Genomic DNA, 15,340 nt, shown 5'->3' with positions numbered 1-15,340 from the left:
CCATCAGCGCGAAGCTGCCGTGGCAGTACGACGCGGCATGTTTCAGCTGGGCGAAAGGCGGCAACCCTAAGGGCAGCGCGAAGTGGGCGACTCTCTGGGGCGATGCCGATGGCTAGTGCATCAGCGGGACGGCGAGGCCCGATCAGGAGGCGTCCTTATAATCGGGGCGCGATTATAAGGCGAAAGCAGGAAAATTGATCGTCCTGTGTGACTTTTCTTCTTCCGCCGGTCAGGCTGCCAACGCCTTGCCGAGAGACGGATGCGCGGCGACTGGCAGTAGGCGTGCGCTGGCCGGGAGTGGCTGATTCAGCCAGCTCAGGCGCTGTTCCTTGACTTCGGTCCATCCCGCGCCCCGCGGGGCCTGGAGCGATTGGCGGAAGGCGCGGCACAGCCCCCGTTCATCCAGCAGGACGAAGGTCCGCAGCGGCCGGCGAGGAGCGAACAGCGAACGAATGGAAAACATGGGGCGGGCCTCGGGCGATGACGACTAAAGTCTTATGCCAGAGCGCCATGACAGGCCGGTGACAGGAACCGTCGAGGGGGATGCCCGGTCATAAAAGCGACGCTGTTAGCGCATCGAGCCGCTGGTTATACTGCCGGCCACTTCGCACCCCGCTATGGAGAGATGAGCATGCTGCATCGCCTGCTGTTTGGACTGATGGCCGTCGCCAGCCTGACCCTGGTCGGTTGTGCCCACAGCCCGCAACAACTCAGCCCGCAACCGAAGATCAACAGCCCCCTGGCCGCCGTCGGCCAGGGCCAGCCGGTGGTGGTGCGCGTGGTGGACGGACGCCCGTCGCCGGTACTCGGCACTCGCGGCGGCCTGTATCCGGAAACCAGCGCCATCAGCGTCCGCGGCCAGGACATCCTGCCCAAGCTGCAGGCCCAGGCCGAGGCCGCGGTGCGCCTGCTCGGCTTCACCCCGACGCCGAACGCCTACAACGCGCCGCAACTGACCCTGACCCTGGCCGAGCTCAAGTACCAGTCGCCGAAAGAGGGGCTGTACGTCACCGAGTCCGACATCACCGCTACCTTCCGCGCCGATGTGCAGAACAGCTCGCGCCGCTACAGCGGCCGCTACGGTGCCTCGCTGAACCAGCGTTTCGGCATGGCGCCGAACCAGGAAACCAACACCAAGCTGGTCAGCGACGTGCTGAGCGACGCGCTGACCCGCGCCTTCAAGGACCCGACCATCGGCCAGCTGTTGCTCCAGTGAGCAGGCAGCCGTAAATAAAAAGGCTATGTCCCAATAGCGTGTTGCATGGTTCGTCCTACCGCCTCCTGGATGCAGTGAACCGGCCGAATGCCGTGCTGATAGCGCTCCAGCATACGGCGCCAGCCCAGATAGTTCGGGAGGTAGCGGGTGGCCACGCCATGAAAGCGGGTCATCCAGTTCTTCAGTCGACTGTGGTAGGCATTGACGTTCTGGAGATGGAAGGCGCCCTGGCGTACGCGCTGGCCGGGGCGAGCATGCACGACCTGATGGGTGATGCCCTGCACCCGGGCGAAACTGGCATAGACCGCCGCTCCGTCAGTGCACAGCACGGACTCCTGGTCGATCAGCGGCATCAGCGCCTCGCGGACATGATGGGCATCGAGCTTGGCCAACTTGAAGTCGGCGGTATGGCCCTCCCGGTCGCGCACCACCATCACCGGGATTTGATCTTTCCCCGTGCCGCGGGTCACGCTGACCCCGCCCCGTTTACGCGGCGGCCGCGGTAAGCGTCGCTGACCTTTGAATGACTCCAGAGAGAACGTCTCGTCCACTTCGACAATCCCGCTCTCATGGGTGGCGTGATGCTCGGCGGCTGCCGCCAGGAAGCGGTGCCTCCAGAGAAACGCGGTGTTCTTACTGATGCCGCACGCCTTGGCAGCCTTGCGCACGCTCAGCCCATTAATCAGTGCCTGGGCATAGTCTTTCCAGCGCTCGGGGTAGTGCAGGCGGGCAAGGCCGGTTGCCGACAACGCGGTACACGTCCGTCGGCAGCTACGGCAGCGATAGCGACGCAGACCACGCGACCACCCCCAGGGCGCGAGGTATCTCGCAGCGGCCTGGCAATGCGGGCAGCTCTGCAGCGCCGGCAGGTCATCAAGCACCGCTGTTGTGGGCGGGCTCTGCAGGGCTTGATGAAGCGTGGATTTCTGCTGGGGGCTGAGCTGGCCCAGTTGAGCCAGCCAGTGGTGAAAGGCTTGAGTGTCCATGATGGGCAGACCTCCCGAGCGGATGCCTGCCTTTCAGATTAGTTCTTGCAACACATCGTTGGGACATAGCCAATAGCGTGTTGCATGGTTCGTCCTACCGCCTCCTGGATGCAGTGAACCGGCCGAATGCCGTGCTGATAGCGCTCCAGCATACGGCGCCAGCCCAGATAGTTCGGGAGGTAGCGGGTGGCCACGCCATGAAAGCGGGTCATCCAGTTCTTCAGTCGACTGTGGTAGGCATTGACGTTCTGGATATGGAAGGCGCCCTGGCGTACGCGCTGGCCGGGGCGAGCATGCACGACCTGATGGGTGATGCCCTGCACCCGGGCGAAACTGGCATAGACCGCCGCTCCGTCAGTGCACAGCACGGACTCCTGATCGATCAGTGGCGCCAGCGCTTTGCGTACATGCACAGCATCGAGCTTGGCCAGTGTGAAGTCAGCGGTGTGCCCCTCCCGGTCGCGCACCACCATCACCGGGATTTGGTCTTTCCCCGTGCCGCGGGTCACGCTGAACCGCCCCGTTTACGCGGCGGCCGCGGTAAGCGTCACTGACCTTTGAATGACTCCAGAAAGAACGTCTCGTCCACTTCGACAATCCCGCTCTCATGGGTGGCGTGATGCTCGGCGGCTGCCGCCAGGAAGCGGTGCCTCCAGAGAAGCGCGGTGTTCTTACTGATGCCGCACGCCTTGGCAGCCTTGCGCACGCTCAGCCCATTAATCAGTGCCTGGGCATAGTCTTTCCAGCGCTCGGGGTAGTGCAGGCGGGCAAGGCCGGTTGCCGACAACGCGGTACACGTCCGTCGGCAGCTACGGCAGCGATAGCGACGCAGACCACGCGACCATCCCCAGGGCGCGAGGTATCTCGCAGCGGCCTGGCAATGCGGGCAACTCTGCAGCGCCGGCAGGTCATCAAGCACCGCTGTTGTGGGCGGGCTCTGCAGGGCTTGATGAAGCGCGGATTTCTGCTGGGGGCTGAGCTGGCCCAGTTGAGCCAGCCAGTGGTGAAAGGCTTGAGTATCCATGATGGGCAAACCTCCCGAGCGGATGCCTGCCTTTCAGATTAGTTCTTGCAACACATCGTTGGGACATAGCCTTTTTCTTGGGCGTTGCGCGGTTTCAGGCCGCTTCGGCGTACAGCTCCGGCAGGCTCAGGCCGGTGCGCCGGTCGATGTCCGGCAGGTCGTAGTGCTCGTGGCCGCCGAGGGCGCAATAGATCAGCCATTGGTGGTCGTGCACGTTGAAGGACAGGCCGTCGATCAGGTCTTGCACCTCGTCCGGCGAGTCGATCAGGTAGTCGCGGTCTAGGGGTTGTGGATTGAGCATGGCAGGGTCTCCGTGACGGATTGAATACGCTGCCGTACGGCGATCACGGTGGCGTAACTGAATAGAATTCAAACCCTAGGCCAGCATTGTGACGATTATGGGGCGTATTCAGACGATTTCGGGATAGCGGCCGCGTTCGTCGGGAGCAAAACTTATAACCACGGGGCTCCGGTAAACTGCCCGGCGTATTTTTGTCCGGCTCGCACCTCGCCGGTTGCCCGTGCGAGCCGAGATCGTCCCTATTGTGGTGCGCCTGGCCCGACCGTGCACCGTCGTGATGTGGAGGTTGTCGATGTCCCTGCAGGCGCTCTGGTCGCTGTTTCTCGCCCACCCGGCCCAGTTGGCCAACTCCCTGGCGCTGTTCTTCGCCGTGGCGGGGGCCTGGCTGCTGCTGGCCACGCGCCTGCGTGAGCAGCGCGGCCTGGCCCGTCTGGCGGCCGAGAACGAGCTCGAAGGCGGCGCCCAGGCCAGCCTGCTGAGCGAGGCGACGCTACGGATGAACCGCTTCTTCTACCGCTTCGGCTATAGCTGCCTGGGGCTGGCGCTGGCGCTTTCCGGAATCAGCACCAGGTTGTGAGCGGCGCGGTGGAGTCAGAAAAAAGGCAGCCTGCGGGCTGCCTTTTTGCATTGCTGGCTGCACCTAGAGCGGCAAGCCGGCTTTGACCCGGTACTGGTTGCGTACCGGATTGGCGTACTGCAGCACCAGGTAGGGCTGCTGCTCGGCCGGGCAGGCGGCCAGCCGCTGCTGCCACTGCGCCTGGGCGGCGGCCAGCTCCTCGGCCGGGAACAGCTGGGCGGCGTCGGGTACCTGCAGCTCGGGATCGCGCTCGCTCCACATGGCATAGGCCAGGTAATGCACCGGGAACAGGCGATAGCCGCCGAGTATCTGCTTGTCCATCTCGGCGGCCAGCTGCTTGCTGTCCTCCGGGCCGCGGCTCAGCGGCTCGCCGAAGTGCACGTGCACGCGCCCCTTGTAACCGGTGATACCCAGGGCGATGCTCTGGTCGTCCTCGCCGGGGGCCTTGTCGTAGCGGCCGGTGCTGGCGCGCACGAACAGTTCGCGGGCCTTGGCCTGGTCGCAGGGGTCGTATTCGTAGCTGATCGACACCGGGGTCAGCTTGAGCGAGGCGATGACCTCGGCGAAGGCCTCGTCCTTGCGGCTCATGTGGAACATCTTGAGGATCGCCGAATCGGTGCGGTCGTCGCCGTCCTTGGCGCGCCCTTCGGCCTGGGCGATCCAGACCGACTCGCCGTCCTGGCGGATCGAGTGATTGATGTAGGCCGACAGCAGCTGGTAGGCGGCGAGTTTCTCGCGGCGGCCGCTGAGCGAGCGGTGCACGATGAAGCTCTTGTTCAGGCGCATCAGGTCGCTGACGAAGGGCTTCTGCAGCAGGTTGTCGCCGATGGCGATGCGCGGCGTCGGCAGGCCGGCGTGATACACCGCATAGTTGACGAAGGCCGGGTCCATGACGATGTCGCGGTGGTTGGCCAGGAACAGGTAGGCGCTGCCCGGCTTGAGCCGCTCGACGCCGGAGTAGGTGACGCCGTCGGTGGCGCGCTCGATGGTGCGGTCGACGTAGTGTTCGATCTTGTCCTGCAGCGCCCGCACCGAGGCGACCGGGCGGAACTCACGGCGCAGCCGATAGGCTATAAGGGGTTTGAGCAGCCAGCCCAGGGAGTCGGCCAGGCGCGGAAAGCGGAACCGGGTGAGGATGTCGAGGAACGCATCGTCGGCCAGCAGGCGTGCCAGTACGGCAGGGACTTCGGCGTCGGCGTAGGGTCGGATGGCATCGAATTCGCCCATCATGCTCTCTTGTCGTAGTTCGGCTGCGGTTAACAGGCCTGTTGTGGGGGAGTGCCCGGTGTTCGGGGCCAGCAATAGACCGGCGATTATACGCGCAAGTCACACGGAGACCGCGATGCTGGAAACCCAGGCGTATCGATGCCCCTACTGCGGCGAGACGGTCGAGGCGTTGCTCGACCTGTCCGCCGGCGATCAGCAATACATCGAGGACTGCCCGGTGTGCTGCCGGCCGATCCTCTTCGATCTGCGCAGCGATGGCGTAGACTGGATCCTGGATGTCCGTGGGGAAAACGACTGATGCAACGCGTCTACGAGCCGCTGGACCTGATGGAGGGCGAGCTGCTGCTGGGCATGCTGGCCAGCGAGGGTATCGAGGCCCATCTCACCGGCCGCGACCTGCTCGGCGCCGTCGGCGAGTTGCCGACCTGCGGCCTGCTCGGCCTGATGGTCGAGGACCCTCAGGCCGAGCGCGCGCAGCAGCTGATCGCCGCGTACAATGCCGCGCAACCGCTGCCCGGCGATGAGCCGGAGAACACACAGGGCGTCCTCATCTGTTGATCGGCATGGGGCTGCCCGCCTGACATCGAGTTGCCCCATGAGTGGACGTTATGCCCTGTTCCGCTGGTCGCCAACGTTCGCGGCGCTGCCCGGCTTTCCCGCCGACCAGCTGCCCCACTGGAATATCGCCCCCAATGCCCAGGTGCTGCTGCTGCGCCAGGTCGCCGGCGAGCGCCAACTGAGCCGTGCCCGCTGGGGGTTGACCCCGCCCTGGCTGACCGACCTGTCGAAGACCCCGGCCCAGGCGCGTGCCGAGACCCTGGCCGAGCAGCCGATGTTTCGCCAGGCCTTTCGCCAGCGCCGCGGTCTGTTGCCGGCCAACGGCTTCTATGAGTGGCGCGGCAGTGTGCGCAAGCACCCGTACTGGATGACCGGCGAGGGTTCGCTGCTGTATTTCGCCGCGCTGTGGGAGGCCTATCCGGTCGAGGGCCATGTCTACCTCAGCACCGCACTGGTGACCCAGGCGGCGGCGAACCAGCGGCGGCCATTGATTCTCGACGAGGCGGGGCAGGCGGCCTGGCTGGCCGAGGACACGCCCCAGGCGGAGCTGCTGGCCCTGCTGAGCGCGGCACAGCAGCCCTTGCGCGAGCGGGTGCTGGCCAACCTGGTCAACGATCCCAGGCTCGATGGCCCCGAGTGCCTGACTCCGCTGTAGTCGCGCCGGAACCCGGCAGCGGAGGTGCTGGCCATTGCGTCGACTGTTGCCCGCGACAGGTCGGCGGCCTAGCATACGGGGCTTATTCCGATGGAGATTCAGCATGAAGCAGTTGTCGTCATTCACCGCGTTGACCGCGGCCCTGCTGCTGGCAGGATGCCAGGCCGTGAACACCACCAGTGGCGGCGCGGTGGGGGTCGAGCGCAAGCAGTACATGTTCAGCATGCTCTCGAGCCAGGAGGTCAACCAGATGTACGCCCAGTCCTACCAGCAGACCCTGGGGGAGGCGGCGAGCAAGGGCAAGTTGGATAGAAGCAGCGCCAACGCCAAGCGCCTGCAGGCGATCACCGACCGCCTGATCGCCAAGGCGCCGATCTTCCGTCCCGATGCCGCGCAGTGGCAGTGGGAGGTCAACCTGATCAAGAGCGACGAGCTCAATGCCAACTGCGGGCCCGGCGGCAAGATCTTCTTCTACAGTGGCCTGATGGAGCGACTGAATCTCACCGACGACGAGGTCGCCGCGATCATGGGCCATGAGATGGCCCATGCCCTGCGCGAGCACAGCCGCGAGGCCATGTCCAAGGCCTACGGCCTGGGGCTCGCCAAGCAGGGGGCGGGCGCCTTGCTCGGCCTGGGCGAGGGCACCATGGCCATCGCCGACGCGGCGGTGGAATACGGCATGACGCTGCCCAACAGCCGCGGCAACGAGAACGAGGCCGACCTGATCGGTCTGGAGTTGGCCGCCCGGGCCGGCTACAACCCCAATGCCGCCATCAGCCTGTGGCAGAAGATGGCCCAGGCCAGCAATGGCGCGCCGCCGGAGTTCATGAGCACGCACCCCTCTTCGAGCAGCCGGATCGCCGCGCTGCAGGCGGCCATTCCCAAGGTCATGCCGCTCTACGAACAGGCCAAAGCCGCGCGCTGATCGCGGCGGGCAGCCCATTCGCCCAGTGCCCGGTCTCCGGCGCTGGGCGTTTTCGTTTCCCTGCACAAGGAGCGGCCGTGAAGCTTGCCGTGCTCGGTGCCACCGGCCTGCTGGGCCATCATGCCGCCCGCGCCATCAAGGCGGCGGGCCATCAGTTGCGGCTGATTCACCGCCCGTCTTCGCGTATCGAGCGCCTCGCCTATCTGGGGGGCGAGTGCCGGGCCGCCGAGTTGTTCGACCATGCCGAGTTGTGCCGGGCGCTGGACGGCGTCGACGGCGTGCTGTTCTGCGCCGGCCACTACCCGAGCCAGCCTCGGCGCTGGCAGGATGAGGTGGCCTGTGCCCTGGACCAGAGCAATCATTTCTACGCCGCCTGCCTGGCCGCCGAGGTGCCGCGCATCCTCTATGTCGGTGCGGCTATCGCGCTGCCACGGCATCCGCAGGGGGTGGCAGGGCACGAGGGGCTGTTCTACGAGGGCATGCCACGCTGGCGCAATCCTTATCTGCTGTGCAAATGGGCCCTGGACGAGCAGGCCCGCGAGCAGGCCCGCTGTGGTTTACCGGTGGTGATCGCGATTCCGGGCATGGCCCTGGGCGCCTTCGATGCCGGCCCGAGCACCGGGCGGCTGATCACCGCGATCGCCAACGGCGCGATGCGCTACTTCGTGCCGGGCCGGCGCAACCTGATCGATGCGGCGGAGGCCGGGCGCGGGCTGTTGCTGGCCCTGGAGCGGGGCCGGGTTGGCGAACGCTATCTGCTCACCGGGCAGAATATCCAGCTGGCCGAACTCACCGCCCGCATCGCTGCGCTGGTGGGCGTGCCGGCGCCGCGGCCGATGCCCCTGGCGCTGGCCCGGGGTGTGGCGGCACTGGGCCGGTTACGCTATCGGCTGACCGGGCAGGCGCCTTTGCTGGACGACACGGCGCTGGCGGTGATGGCGGGGGGGCAATACCTCGACGGCAGTAAGGCGCGCGAGGAACTGGGATTCGTTGCCGAGCAAACCCTGGATGACACCCTGGGCCGGGCCATCCAGTGGTTTCGCGAGAACGGTTATATCGAGGGGTGAGGCTGGCCTCAGGGCAGGGCCTTCTCCGCGTAGGGGCGGGCATCCAGGCCGAGCTGGGCGCGGAAGCTTTCCATGTCGAACATGGTGCAGATCTCCTGGACCTCGTTGGCGGGCGTCAAGGTCCAGAAGGCCATGGCCGAGATGCTCAGCACCTTGTCGCTGGGTGGGTAGCCCAGGGCCGGCTGTTCGATGGTGCCGATCAGGGTGCTCCAGGTGACCACCTTGTTGCCCTCGGCGACGCATTCCTCGACCACCACCTCCAGGTCCGGCATGGCGCGGCGGATTTCCCGCACCAGCTGGGCGAAAGACGGGCTGTTCAGCGGTCGCCCGGCGAAGGAACTCTTGTACAGGAAGTCCTGGCTGTGCAGCTGCTCGACCAGGGCCAGGTGGCCCTTGTTCCAGGACAGGTCGATATGCCGACGAACCAGTTTTTTACGCTCTTCCAATGACATGACGCCCTCCATGACGGCCAACGAGACTGAGCAAGATCTTGCGCAGGATATCAGCAGTCGTTCGGCTGGGGTATTGGCACCAACTGCTGCCCAGGGCCGTGGGCCAGCATCAGGCCGCGCCGCCGAGCTTGAGCGCCTGGTAACCGCTGTAGAGCGCCAGCGTGGCGAAGGCGCAGGCCGCCAGGCGACGGATCAGGACCAGCGGCAGGCGCTCGGCGGCGAAGTTGCCGGCCAGTACCACCGGCACGTTGGCGAGCAGCATGCCCAGAGTGGTGCCGATCACCACCAGAACGAAGTGCGGGTATTGCGCGGCCAGCATCACGGTGGCGACCTGGGTCTTGTCGCCCATCTCGGCGAGGAAGAAGGCGACCAGGGTGGTGAGGAAGGCGCCATGCTGCCTGAACCGGGTGCCCTCGTCCTCGTCCAGGCGATCGGGGATCAGCGTCCACAGCGCCACCGCGGCGAAGCTGGCGGCAAGCAGCCAGCCGATCTGGGCGGGGGCGAGCAGGCCGGCGACCCAGGTGCCGAGGGCTCCGGCGGCGAAATGGTTGGCCAGGGTGGCGGCGAGGATGCCGGCGATGATCGGCCAGGGGCGGCGAAAGCGTGCAGCCAGCAGCAAGGCGAGCAGCTGCGTCTTGTCGCCGATTTCGGCCAGGGCGACGATCAGGGTCGGGACGAACAGGGATTCCAGCATCGAAGTTCCAGAGGGGCGGGTCGACTCGGCTATGACACGTACGACCTTCCCGCCCCGGGTGAGGTGTGCGTGTCATAGGTCTTGTCAAACCCTGGCGCTTGCCGCGTACTGCTGTGGGCAAGCCGCCGATCCGCTGGGCGGACCTCGGGTCGCGCGCGCCATGGCCGGTTGACCAAGTATGTTGACGCGCGCCGGGCGAGCGGGCATTGCTGCGGCGCTCGCGGGAGACTACTCCCCTAGGACGGGCGCATTGTGCCCAGTCGACCGGTTTCGGGCAAGGCCGATCTGCCGGCTCAGCGCGGGCTGGCGCGATAGACGCGAAAGCCGTCGGCCTCGGCCAGGGTCTGGCAGGGGCCCAGGTGCTGTTCGATCAGCGGTGGGTATTTGAGGAAGCTGTTGGCCACCAGACGCAACTGGCCGTGCGGCTGCAGGTGTTGGGCCGCCTGGCGCAACAGCTGTTCGGTCGCCTGGTAGTGGGTGTGTACGCCCTGGTGGAAGGGCGGGTTGCTGAGAATGGCGCTCAGCGCCCTGGGCGCGGCCGCGATGCCGTCGCCGCTGATGACCTCGGCCTCCAGGCCGTTCGCCGCCAGGGTCAGGCGGCTGCTGGCCACGGCGAAGGCGTCGACATCCAGCAGCGTCACCCGGCTCTCGGGGTAGCGCCGTTTCAGGGCCGCGCCGAGCACGCCGGCGCCGCAGCCGAAGTCCAGCAGATCGCCGCTCGGCAGCTGTTCCAGGTGCTGCAGCAGCAGGGCGCTGCCAAGGTCCAGGCGGCCGTGGCTGAATACCCCGGGCAGGCTGACCACCTGCAGCGGGCCGTCCTCCAGCTGCAGGCTGTAGTGTCGGGCCAGGGCCTGCAGGTCGGGGGTGGCAGGCACCTGCTTCACCTGCACCTGCCACAGTTGACAGTGGCGGGCGCTGTCGAGCTTGCGCGGCGTGCCGAAGGCCGCCAGCTGCTTGGCCGCGCGCTCGATGCCGGCGCGTTTCTCGCCGACCAGGAACAGCAACCGGCCGGGTAGCCGGGCGGCCAGGGCGGTCAGCAGGTAGCCGGTCAGTTCGCGGGATTTCGGCAGGAACAGCACCGCGGCTTCCCACGCCTGCTCCGGCGGGCTGACGCCGAACTGGCTGCGTCCGGCGAAGCGACTCTCCAGGGCGCCCTGCTCGCCGGCGTGCCAGCTCCAGCCGCGGGCTTCGGGCAGGTGGCCGAGCAGGTCGTCGGCCGGCAGGCCGGCCAGCAGGGTCTGGCCGGCAAAGAGTTCGGCCTGGCGCAGCAGCACTTCGCTTCGCGGGTCCATATGCTCTCCTCGCAAAAGCCGCGAAGCTTAGCCGACTACCCGGCGCGGCGCACCGGCGAAGAAGGCCCGGGCGTTCTCCATCATCTGCATGACGATGCGCTGGCGTGCCTCGCGGCTGCCCCAGGCGCTGTGGGGCGTGACGATCAGGCGCGGGATGTCGGCGGCCAGCAGGGGATTGCCGTCCCGTGGTGGCTCCTGGGTCAGCACGTCGGTGGCGGCGCCGCCCAGGTGGCCGCGGCGCAGGGCGTCGGCCAGGGCCTGTTCGTCGACCAGGCCGCCGCGGGCGGTGTTGATCAGGAAGGCGCCCGGTTTCATCAGGCTCAGTTCGTACTCGCCGATCAGATTGGTCGTCGCCGCGTTCAGCGGGCAATGCAGACTCAGGGCGTCGACCTGGGGCAGTAGCTCGTCCAGGGGCAGGCGGTCCTGGCGGGGCGGACGCCCCGGCAGCTGGCCGAGCAGTACCCGCATGCCGAAGGCCTCGGCCAGGCGGGCCACCGCGCCGCCCAGTTCGCCATGGCCGAGCAGGCCGAGGCTCTTGCCCTCCAGCTCGACTATGGGGTGGTCCAGCAGGCAGAACTGCTGCGCCTGCTGCCAGCGGCCGGCGCGGATGTCCTGCTGGTAATCCGGCAGGCGCGTGGCCAGGGCCAGCAACAGCATCAGGGTGTGCTGGGCCACCGAGGGCGTGCCATAGCCCTGGCAGTTGCTCACGGTGACGCCCCGGGTGCGCGCCGCGGCCAGATCGACGTTGTTGGTGCCGGTGGCGGCGATCAGCACCAGCTTCAGGTCGGGGCAGGCGGCGAAGGTGGCGGCATCGAGCGGTACCTTGTTGCTGATGGCCACCTGGCTGCCCTGCAGGCGCTCGATGACCTGTTCCGGCGTGCTTTGTTCATGCAGCTGCAGGGTGGTGAAGCACTGCTCGAGAGGGGACAGGTCGAGGTCGCCGAGGTCCAGTGAGCGGTGGTCGAGAAATACCGCGCGGTTGTCGTTGCTCATCGCTGTACCTTTCCTTACGGTCCTGACGAGGGGTAATGTGGCGAGCCTAACAGACACAACGGACGTCGCGGAGGTGGCATGTACTGGACCGAATTTCTCACTGTGGCGCTGATCCATCTGCTGGCCGTGGCCAGTCCCGGCCCCGACTTCGCCATTGTCGTGCGCGAAAGCGTGGCCTATGGACGGCGCGCCGGCATCTTCACCGCGCTGGGCGTGGGCAGCGGCATCTTCGTACACGTGGCCTATTCGTTGCTCGGCATCGGTTTGATCGTGTCGCAGTCGATCGTGCTGTTCAACGCGCTGAAGTGGGCGGCGGCGGCTTACCTGCTGTACATCGGCATTCGCGCGCTCCGGGCCAAGGCCGCCGCTCCGGCCAGCACCGAGCCAGGGGCGGGAGCGAGCGGACGGACGGCTCGCGCGGCCTTCGTCACCGGCTTCGTCACCAATGGCTTGAACCCCAAGGCCACGCTGTTCTTCCTGTCCCTGTTCACCGTGGTGATCGACCCGCATACCCCGCTGATCGTGCAGGCCGGCTATGGCCTCTACCTGGCGGCGGCCACGGCGCTGTGGTTCTGCCTGGTGTCGCTGCTGTTCAGCCAGGCGCGGGTGCGCGCCGGGTTCGCCCGGCTCGGCCATTGGTTCGACCGCCTGACCGGCGCGGTGCTGGTGGGGCTGGGGGTGAAGCTGGCGTTCAGCGAGATGCGCTGAACGCCAGTTCGGGGTGCTCCTCTCAGTAGCGGTGCTGGCCTGCACCTATGGCCTGGAATAGCTCCGCGTCCACCAGGCGGTAGCCGCTGGTGCCGGGTAGCCAGGCATAGATCGGCTCGCCGTTGCTTTGCCCGGGGTCGAAGGCCTGTTGTTTGAGGGCCTTCTTCTGGTACTTGAAGGTCCCGGTGGTTTCCATGTCCGGTCGCAGGCGAATGAACAGCGGTACGGCATAGTGCGGCAGCTTGCCCTGGGCGAAGCGCAGCAGGTCGTCCAGGTCCAGGGGGCGATCGGCATCGGCCAGGGTCAGCGCGGCCATGCCGGCGCGCCCGTTGGTGTTGGGGACCTCGACACCGTAGACCACTGCCTCGGCGATCCGCGGGTGCTGGAGCAGCAGGTTCTCCACTTCGGTGGTCGACACGTTCTCGCCCTTCCAGCGGAAGGTGTCGCCCAGGCGGTCGACGAACTGGGCATGGCCCCAGCCGATGTCGCGCAGCATGTCGCCGGTGTTGAAGTAGCGATCGCCCTTCTCGAACACGTCCTGCAGAATGACCTGGCGCGTCTTCTCCGGGTCGGTGTAGCCGTCCAGCGGGGCCTTGTCGTCGACCTTCGCCAGTAGCAGGCCCTGGCCGCCCTTGGCTACCCGTTTGAGGAAGCCGCGGCTGTCGCGCACCGGCTCGCCTTTCTCCTGATCGTATTCGACCAGGGCCCAGGACATCAGGGAAAACCCTATGGTGTTGTCGAAGTTGAGCACGTTGCTGAAGCCGATGTTGCCTTCGCTGGCAGCATAGAATTCGCAGACATGGTCGATGCCGAAGCGCGCCTTGAATGGGGTGCCGACGCCTGGGCGCAGGCCGTTGCCGACCATCTTCACCACCGGGTTGTCCGCGTCGTCCGGGCGTGGCGGCTGATCCAGCAGGTAGCGACAGAGTTCGCCGACATAGCCGATGGTGGTGGCGCGGAACTTGCGCACATCCGCCCAGAACGCACTGGCGCTGAACTTGCGCCGGATGGCCAGGGCGCCGGCGCCGGCGACGGCCGAGCCCCAGCAGACGCACAGGCCAGTGCCGTGGTAGAGCGGCAGGGTGCAGTAGAGAACGTCCTGGGGGCGCATATCCAAGGCGATGATGCCGAAGCCGGCATGGGTCTTCATCCAGCGCCCGTGCTTGAAGATGCCGGCCTTGGGCAGGCCGGTGGTGCCCGAGGTGTAGATGTAGAAGCAGGGGTCGTCGGCGAATACCTGCTGGGTGCTGGCCGGGTTGTGGACGGGCTGGTTGCGGGACTCCTCCAGCAGGCTCAGGTAGCCGTCGGGAGCAGGTGTCTGGGCACCGTGTTCGGCGACGAAGAAGGTCCGGTCGGGCGGCAGAGCGATCTGCTCGCGCACCTCGGCATAGGCTCCCAGCAGCTCCTCGCCGACCACAACCGCGGCTGGGTTGACCAGCTTGAGGCTGTGGGCCAGCACGTCGCGGGTCTGCGAGGTGTTGAGCATGGCGCATATGGCGCCGAGCTTGGCCGCTCCCAGCACGGTGAACAGCAGCTCCGGGCGGTTCTCGAGGAAGATGCCGATCACGTCGCCTTTGCCGATGCCCTGCAGGGCCAGATAGTGGGCGATGCGATTGGCCCGTTGGTTCATCTCCAGATAGCTGAAGCGGCTGTTCTCGTAGAGCAGAGCGGTGCCGTCTGGGTTGCGTTGGGTGGCCTGCTCGACGCTCCAGCCCAGGCCGCAGGCCTGGGTCGGCGAGGACACCTTGGAGAGCCTCAGGCCCCTGATGGCCCGGGGCAGACTCTGCAGGATGCGGGGGGCCTTTCTGGCCATCTTGCCCCAGGTGATCATGTCGCTGCTTGTCGTGTGCATGGCAGGTCCCTTGTATCGACTTCTATGGGGGAGTCATGGCGGTATGTGGAGGTACCCGGCGCAGCCCTTTCCCAGGGGCCGCGCCGTGGCGCTCGGTCTAGAACTCGTTGGCGACCGATTCGAGAATCTGTCCGGTGAGGAATAGGGTGGTGCGCGCCACCTGCTTCACCGCTTCCTTGTCCTCGTCGCTCTCGACCCAGCGGATGATGGCGTTGTTGACGTCTTCGGCATGTTTGGCATCGATGACCGAGTGGGCAATGAAGAACGTCAGTTGCTTGTCGCTGAGGCCCAGCTGGTTCTTGCACACGTCCAGCAGCGGAGCGAGGTGTTCATAGGAGTCCTCGGCCCAGAAGCTGTAGCCCAGCCGAGGAATGACCCCGCCGCGGATGGCCAGGCTGAACAGGTATCCGTTGAGGGCTTCGGTGGCGGGCAGCGGTTTGCGCTCGAAAACACTGGGGTCTACGCCGATTGAGGCGAGGTCGTTGACTACCATGTTCTCGTGCCCCAGCTCTTCCAGGGCATGCTTCATGGCGAAGCGCAGCAGGCCGACCCGCTTGTGGTCTTCTCCGAAGGTGGCGGCGGCCTGGTTGATGGCGTTGTTCTTGGTGTAGTGAAACACCTCGACCATGGCGCGAATATAGAGTTCGCGTTGCAGTTCGGAGTCTTGCACCAGGCGGAAAAAACGTCCGGCCTTAATTTTGGCCCATTCCGCGTCACATACATCCTTGAGTTCGTCTATGAAGTCGCTCATGTCATCTCCCTGATTAGATATCGATGCCCCTGGGGGCTGTAAGTCGCAGTTGGTTATTTGAG

At 66.3% G+C, this 15,340-nt stretch carries 18 protein-coding genes and 1 pseudogene; 8 read left to right on the top strand and 11 right to left on the bottom strand.

Features of this window, described 5'->3' with window-relative positions:
* Positions 1-229: 229 nt before the first annotated feature.
* Positions 230-463, bottom strand: a complete 234-nt coding sequence (locus ACSX1C_RS10755; protein WP_439886128.1) for a hypothetical protein — start codon at positions 461-463, stop codon at positions 230-232.
* 168 nt (positions 464-631) lie between these two features.
* Here ACSX1C_RS10755 and ACSX1C_RS10750 point away from each other — a divergent pair, with 168 nt between their 5' ends.
* Positions 632-1,216, top strand: a complete 585-nt coding sequence (locus ACSX1C_RS10750; RefSeq protein ID WP_439886127.1) for a YajG family lipoprotein — start codon at positions 632-634, stop codon at positions 1,214-1,216.
* Positions 1,217-1,239: 23 nt separating this feature from the next.
* Here ACSX1C_RS10750 and ACSX1C_RS10745 read toward each other — a convergent pair whose 3' ends face one another.
* The 3 genes and pseudogenes from ACSX1C_RS10745 to ACSX1C_RS10735 all read right to left on the bottom strand — a co-directional run bounded on the left by ACSX1C_RS10745 (position 1,240) and on the right by ACSX1C_RS10735 (position 3,527).
* Positions 1,240-2,202 (bottom strand): IS1595 family transposase, encoded by a 963-nt coding sequence (locus ACSX1C_RS10745; RefSeq protein WP_439886126.1) that lies wholly within the window; start codon positions 2,200-2,202, stop codon positions 1,240-1,242.
* A 38-nt stretch (positions 2,203-2,240) separates the two neighbouring features.
* Positions 2,241-3,226: pseudogene (locus ACSX1C_RS10740) on the bottom strand (IS1595 family transposase).
* Positions 3,227-3,320: 94 nt separating this feature from the next.
* Positions 3,321-3,527, bottom strand: coding sequence for a hypothetical protein (locus ACSX1C_RS10735; RefSeq protein WP_439886125.1), 207 nt, complete (start codon positions 3,525-3,527; stop codon positions 3,321-3,323).
* Between the two features lie 292 nt (positions 3,528-3,819).
* On the opposite strand from ACSX1C_RS10735, the gene ACSX1C_RS10730 reads away from it, so the two are divergent.
* On the top strand, positions 3,820-4,104 hold the full coding sequence (locus tag ACSX1C_RS10730; RefSeq protein ID WP_439886124.1) for a hypothetical protein: 285 nt from the start codon (positions 3,820-3,822) through the stop codon (positions 4,102-4,104).
* Between the two features lie 63 nt (positions 4,105-4,167).
* Here the strand turns inward: ACSX1C_RS10730 and ACSX1C_RS10725 are convergent, their stop codons facing one another.
* Positions 4,168-5,334 (bottom strand): 1-acyl-sn-glycerol-3-phosphate acyltransferase, encoded by a 1,167-nt coding sequence (locus ACSX1C_RS10725; RefSeq protein ID WP_439886123.1) that lies wholly within the window; start codon positions 5,332-5,334, stop codon positions 4,168-4,170.
* A 112-nt stretch (positions 5,335-5,446) separates the two neighbouring features.
* On the opposite strand from ACSX1C_RS10725, the gene ACSX1C_RS10720 reads away from it, so the two are divergent.
* From ACSX1C_RS10720 to ACSX1C_RS10700, 5 genes are all read left to right on the top strand, one after another.
* Positions 5,447-5,629, top strand: a complete 183-nt coding sequence (locus ACSX1C_RS10720) for a CPXCG motif-containing cysteine-rich protein (RefSeq protein ID WP_318645253.1) — start codon at positions 5,447-5,449, stop codon at positions 5,627-5,629.
* Positions 5,629-5,889 carry a putative signal transducing protein gene (locus tag ACSX1C_RS10715; protein ID WP_439886122.1) on the top strand — a complete coding sequence of 87 codons (261 nt, stop codon included), beginning with the start codon at positions 5,629-5,631 and terminating at the stop codon, positions 5,887-5,889. Before ACSX1C_RS10720 ends, ACSX1C_RS10715 begins: the two co-directional genes overlap by 1 nt.
* 37 nt (positions 5,890-5,926) lie before the next feature.
* Complete coding sequence (locus ACSX1C_RS10710; protein ID WP_439886121.1) at positions 5,927-6,544, top strand: SOS response-associated peptidase; 618 nt, start codon at positions 5,927-5,929, stop codon at positions 6,542-6,544.
* A 103-nt stretch (positions 6,545-6,647) separates the two neighbouring features.
* Positions 6,648-7,469: a M48 family metallopeptidase gene (locus ACSX1C_RS10705; protein WP_439886120.1), complete on the top strand. Its 822-nt coding sequence runs from the start codon at positions 6,648-6,650 to the stop codon at positions 7,467-7,469.
* A 77-nt stretch (positions 7,470-7,546) separates the two neighbouring features.
* A complete protein-coding gene (locus ACSX1C_RS10700) occupies positions 7,547-8,536 on the top strand; it encodes an NAD-dependent epimerase/dehydratase family protein (protein WP_439886119.1) in 990 nt (329 codons plus the stop codon).
* A gap of 8 nt (positions 8,537-8,544) precedes the next feature.
* Here ACSX1C_RS10700 and ACSX1C_RS10695 read toward each other — a convergent pair whose 3' ends face one another.
* The 4 genes from ACSX1C_RS10695 to ACSX1C_RS10680 form a co-directional block, all read right to left on the bottom strand.
* The gene (locus tag ACSX1C_RS10695) at positions 8,545-8,988 is read right to left on the bottom strand and encodes a ketosteroid isomerase-related protein (RefSeq protein WP_318645258.1); all 444 of its coding nucleotides are present in this window, start codon (positions 8,986-8,988) and stop codon (positions 8,545-8,547) included.
* A 109-nt stretch (positions 8,989-9,097) separates the two neighbouring features.
* On the bottom strand, positions 9,098-9,679 hold the full coding sequence (locus ACSX1C_RS10690; protein WP_439889402.1) for a TMEM165/GDT1 family protein: 582 nt from the start codon (positions 9,677-9,679) through the stop codon (positions 9,098-9,100).
* 296 nt (positions 9,680-9,975) lie between these two features.
* Entirely contained in the window at positions 9,976-10,974 is a 999-nt protein-coding gene (locus ACSX1C_RS10685; RefSeq protein WP_439886118.1) for a methyltransferase, read from the bottom strand.
* Positions 10,975-11,001: 27 nt separating this feature from the next.
* The gene (locus ACSX1C_RS10680; RefSeq protein ID WP_439886117.1) at positions 11,002-11,967 is read right to left on the bottom strand and encodes a 2-hydroxyacid dehydrogenase; all 966 of its coding nucleotides are present in this window, start codon (positions 11,965-11,967) and stop codon (positions 11,002-11,004) included.
* 78 nt (positions 11,968-12,045) lie between these two features.
* On the opposite strand from ACSX1C_RS10680, the gene ACSX1C_RS10675 reads away from it, so the two are divergent.
* Positions 12,046-12,675, top strand: coding sequence for a LysE family transporter (locus ACSX1C_RS10675; RefSeq protein WP_439886116.1), 630 nt, complete (start codon positions 12,046-12,048; stop codon positions 12,673-12,675).
* Positions 12,676-12,697: 22 nt separating this feature from the next.
* Here ACSX1C_RS10675 and ACSX1C_RS10670 read toward each other — a convergent pair whose 3' ends face one another.
* The gene (locus ACSX1C_RS10670; protein ID WP_439886115.1) at positions 12,698-14,527 is read right to left on the bottom strand and encodes a long-chain-acyl-CoA synthetase; all 1,830 of its coding nucleotides are present in this window, start codon (positions 14,525-14,527) and stop codon (positions 12,698-12,700) included.
* Positions 14,528-14,624: 97 nt separating this feature from the next.
* A complete protein-coding gene (locus tag ACSX1C_RS10665) occupies positions 14,625-15,278 on the bottom strand; it encodes an iron-containing redox enzyme family protein (RefSeq protein ID WP_439886114.1) in 654 nt (217 codons plus the stop codon).
* Positions 15,279-15,340 lie beyond the last annotated feature (62 nt).

Origin of the sequence: Pseudomonas sp. MBLB4123 (assembly GCF_051904775.1) — a bacterium.
Lineage (GTDB): Bacteria > Pseudomonadota > Gammaproteobacteria > Pseudomonadales > Pseudomonadaceae > Aquipseudomonas > Aquipseudomonas benzenivorans_B.
This window is presented reverse-complemented; position numbering and strand designations above follow the sequence as displayed.

Bases quoted from the DNA above. Each gene is read 5' to 3' on its own strand.
- ACSX1C_RS10755 (WP_439886128.1), bottom strand. From the start codon at position 463: ATGTTTTCCATTCGTTCGCTGTTCGCTCCTCGCCGGCCGCTGCGGACC.
- ACSX1C_RS10750 (WP_439886127.1), top strand. From the start codon at position 632: ATGCTGCATCGCCTGCTGTTTGGACTGATGGCCGTCGCCAGCCTGACC.
- ACSX1C_RS10745 (WP_439886126.1), bottom strand. From the start codon at position 2,202: ATGGACACTCAAGCCTTTCACCACTGGCTGGCTCAACTGGGCCAGCTC.
- ACSX1C_RS10735 (WP_439886125.1), bottom strand. From the start codon at position 3,527: ATGCTCAATCCACAACCCCTAGACCGCGACTACCTGATCGACTCGCCG.
- ACSX1C_RS10730 (WP_439886124.1), top strand. From the start codon at position 3,820: ATGTCCCTGCAGGCGCTCTGGTCGCTGTTTCTCGCCCACCCGGCCCAG.
- ACSX1C_RS10725 (WP_439886123.1), bottom strand. From the start codon at position 5,334: ATGATGGGCGAATTCGATGCCATCCGACCCTACGCCGACGCCGAAGTC.
- ACSX1C_RS10720 (WP_318645253.1), top strand. From the start codon at position 5,447: ATGCTGGAAACCCAGGCGTATCGATGCCCCTACTGCGGCGAGACGGTC.
- ACSX1C_RS10715 (WP_439886122.1), top strand. From the start codon at position 5,629: ATGCAACGCGTCTACGAGCCGCTGGACCTGATGGAGGGCGAGCTGCTG.
- ACSX1C_RS10710 (WP_439886121.1), top strand. From the start codon at position 5,927: ATGAGTGGACGTTATGCCCTGTTCCGCTGGTCGCCAACGTTCGCGGCG.
- ACSX1C_RS10705 (WP_439886120.1), top strand. From the start codon at position 6,648: ATGAAGCAGTTGTCGTCATTCACCGCGTTGACCGCGGCCCTGCTGCTG.
- ACSX1C_RS10695 (WP_318645258.1), bottom strand. From the start codon at position 8,988: ATGTCATTGGAAGAGCGTAAAAAACTGGTTCGTCGGCATATCGACCTG.
- ACSX1C_RS10685 (WP_439886118.1), bottom strand. From the start codon at position 10,974: ATGGACCCGCGAAGCGAAGTGCTGCTGCGCCAGGCCGAACTCTTTGCC.
- ACSX1C_RS10680 (WP_439886117.1), bottom strand. From the start codon at position 11,967: ATGAGCAACGACAACCGCGCGGTATTTCTCGACCACCGCTCACTGGAC.
- ACSX1C_RS10675 (WP_439886116.1), top strand. From the start codon at position 12,046: ATGTACTGGACCGAATTTCTCACTGTGGCGCTGATCCATCTGCTGGCC.
- ACSX1C_RS10670 (WP_439886115.1), bottom strand. From the start codon at position 14,527: ATGCACACGACAAGCAGCGACATGATCACCTGGGGCAAGATGGCCAGA.
- ACSX1C_RS10665 (WP_439886114.1), bottom strand. From the start codon at position 15,278: ATGAGCGACTTCATAGACGAACTCAAGGATGTATGTGACGCGGAATGG.